General features: G+C 71.2%; 4 protein-coding genes. 1 reads left to right on the top strand and 3 read right to left on the bottom strand.

Annotation, left to right across the window (positions count from 1 at the left end; translation table 11 throughout):
- The coding region (locus VFW24_00910) for a GNAT family N-acetyltransferase (GenBank protein ID HEX5265308.1) at positions 1-738 on the bottom strand (738 nt) is incomplete at its 3' end.
- Positions 739-783: 45 nt separating this feature from the next.
- Between VFW24_00910 and VFW24_00905 the strand changes: the two genes are divergently transcribed.
- Entirely contained in the window at positions 784-1,728 is a 945-nt protein-coding gene (locus VFW24_00905; protein ID HEX5265307.1) for a glycosyltransferase family 2 protein, read from the top strand.
- On the opposite strand, the gene VFW24_00900 is transcribed toward VFW24_00905, so the two are convergent.
- Complete coding sequence (locus tag VFW24_00900; GenBank protein ID HEX5265306.1) at positions 1,688-2,323, bottom strand: hypothetical protein; 636 nt, start codon at positions 2,321-2,323, stop codon at positions 1,688-1,690. The genes VFW24_00905 and VFW24_00900 overlap by 41 nt on opposite strands.
- On the bottom strand, positions 2,320-2,640 hold the full coding sequence (locus tag VFW24_00895) for a helix-turn-helix transcriptional regulator (protein ID HEX5265305.1): 321 nt from the start codon (positions 2,638-2,640) through the stop codon (positions 2,320-2,322). Before VFW24_00895 ends, VFW24_00900 begins: the two co-directional genes overlap by 4 nt.
- Between the last annotated feature and the right edge of the window lie 197 nt (positions 2,641-2,837).

Raw genomic sequence — 2,837 nt, 5'->3', positions numbered from 1 at the left:
GTCCTCGCGCACCATGGCGGCCGCCGCGGCCACCAGCCGGCCGGCACGGCGCAGCTCGGCAAACAGGTAGGGCCGCTCGGGGCGCTGCGAGTACCGCCACCGCCACCAGTCGGCGCTCCGCGCCACGCCGAACTGCCACCTCCCCGCGACCGCCCCCCAGAGCTCGTCCAGGCCCGCCGGGGGAGCGCCGACGACCTGGGCTTCGACCGCCCGGGGCCGGCGGAACACCGCCCGGGCGACGGTGCCGGCCCCGGGCCGGGGCATCCGGATCCGTTGTCCGAACCAGGCGTCGTCGAGCGGCGCGACCAGGACGCGGGCCCGTCCGACGTCCCGGCCACCCGCCTTCTGGAAGCCGCGGAGGGAGTTGGGATTCGGAAGGCAGTAGGTGACCGGCATGCCCGCCTGCCCGCAGTCCAGGTACACCGCCCGGGCCAGCTGCTCGAACAGCCCCAATCCCCGCCACCCGGGATCGGTGGCGGCGTCGACGCCCATGGCCAGGGTCGCCGGCCTGCCCTCCAGCACCCCGGGCAGGCAGATGCCGGCGTAGTGGGCCACGATCCGCCCCTCGGCCTCGGCCACCCAGGACCGGGCCGCGCCGAACGGGTTGTCCCAGTACTGCCAGTCCATCACGTCGGCCCGGGCCTTGGGGTTCCCGGAGAACGACAGCCCGAGCAGCTCACGGATGCCGCCGGCGTCCTCCCGCCCGGCGGCGCGGACCCGAACGCTCTCGGTCGTCACGCGGATGAGTCTGGCACCGGGCTCCAACCCCTAACCTTGCCCCGGGTGAGCGCTTCGGGCGAGCGGACTTCAGCACCGGGCGCGTCCACCGCTGTTCGACCGGACGTGTCGGTCGTGCTGCCGGTGCACAACGAGGCGGGCCACATCCGGGCCGAGGTCGACCGGATCCGAGCGGCGCTGGATGCCAGCCCCTACAGCTACGAGCTCATCCTGATCGACGACGGCTCGACCGACGAGTCGGCCCAGGAGATCGCCACCATCGATGACGTGCAGGTGATCCGGTTCCCCGTCAACCGGGGATCGGGCTCGGCCCGCAAGGTCGGGACCCGGGCGGCGCGCGGCCGGCTCGTGGCGTGGACCGATGTCGACATGAGCTATCCCAACGACGAGATCCCCAGTCTGGTCAAGGAGCTGGACCAGGGCTTCGACCAGGTCGTCGGGGCCCGCCGCACCGAGCAGGGCACGAAGCGGGCGGCCCGGGTCCCGGCCAAGTGGCTGCTGCGGCGCCTGGCCTCGTACCTGACCGACACGCGCATCCCGGACCTGAACTCCGGCCTGCGGGTCTTCCGCCGGGACGTGGCCCTGCAGTACCTCTACCTGCTGCCCCGGGGCTTCTCGTGCGTGACGACGATCACCATGGCCTTCCTGGCCAACGGTTACTCCGTCCGGTACGTGCCCATCGACTACTTCCCCCGCGCCGGTCGCTCGAAGTTCCACTGGTGGGTTGACACCCGGCGGTACCTCCTCCAGATCGTGAGGATGGTGCTCGTCTACAACCCACTCCGCGTGTTCATGCCGCCCAGCCTTCTGTTGCTGGTGGCCGGCGTGGGCAAGCTGGCCTACGACCTGGTGGCGAACAGCTTCCACGTGGCCGCCGACACGATCGTCCTGCTTCTCGTCGGCGTGGCCCTCGGTCTGTTGGGGCTGGTGGCCGACCTCGTGCTGACCCTCAACAAGCCCCGGGACGAGGTGGACCCGGCCGCGCTCTGAGGCCTCGCGCCGGCCGCATGGCCTCCGGCAGACGATCACCCTCGTCGGAGGTCGGAGGAGACGAGAGGATTTCGTTCAGGCGTTGATAGTTGGGGTGCTCGGGCGTCAGCATCCCGGCCACCCATCGGAGCGCGTCGGCGGCATCCACAGTCGCGGCGTCGCGCATTGCCTCGATGTCCGCCCAGTCCTTGGTCCGCCCGTACATCGCCTTGCAAACGGCAAGATCGGTGGGCGACAGAATGGGGAGGGAGCCCTCCTCGAAGGGCACCGAGCGCGTCCTGCCCGCCGCGACGTCATGTAGCTCCACCGTCGACAGGAACAGGTCGACGGGGGTGTCGTCCCACCACAGGCGAGCTTGGCCATCGCGGCGTAGCACGTCGAGATCGGTGGGTCGGACCCGGACACCGGCTGGCAAGGCCTGGAGGACCCGGTCCGCCTGGTCTGGCCTGACAAAGACGTTGATGTCGATGTCGTGTGTAGCCCGGGCCTGGTTGACGGCATAAGCGAGGGCTATCGCACCTCCGATGGCGTGCGGGATGCCGTGGTCATCCAGGGCCCGGTGAAGCGCGAGGAGCTTGTCACCGAGGATCGTCACTCGGGTCGGCCCAGGACCGGGTAGCGCAGGTGGGCTCTTCGCGGAGCGAGGCGCATGGCCTCGGCCAGCTCCAGGACCTGCTCCAACTGGTGGGCACTCGTCCGCGGGTCGGGCCCTGGGTACAGCCGCGGGACGAGGGCCAGGTCCATGCCCATTGCCCGGGCCAGCTTGCGCATTGCCGAGACCGAGGGCTCCCGCGCCCCGGACTCGTACGCCGAGATGACCGACTGCGCCAACCCGGTGCTCCTCCCGAGCCGGGCCTGGGACCAGCCGCGCTTCAGCCTGGCGTCACGCAGCATGCGTCCCGTCTCGTTCACCTGCTGCATCATAGCGTATCCGTTATATCGAGGCATCGTGTCGGCGGGGGCGGGAAGGCGCGCACGGCGGTGGGGAGGTGCCACGCTTGGTGGTGTGCGCCTGCCCCGATGGCTGAGGAGGTCCGTCGCCCGGGCCAAGCCCGTGGTGCCGGCGCGGGCGTGGCCGGCGCTGCTGGCCGTCCGGTCCCTCGTCGGTG

The organism is Acidimicrobiales bacterium, from assembly GCA_036273495.1.
GTDB lineage: Bacteria > Actinomycetota > Acidimicrobiia > Acidimicrobiales > JAJPHE01 > DASSEU01.
Note: the sequence above shows the minus strand (reverse complement) of the source record. Positions and strands in the feature narration are given on the sequence as shown.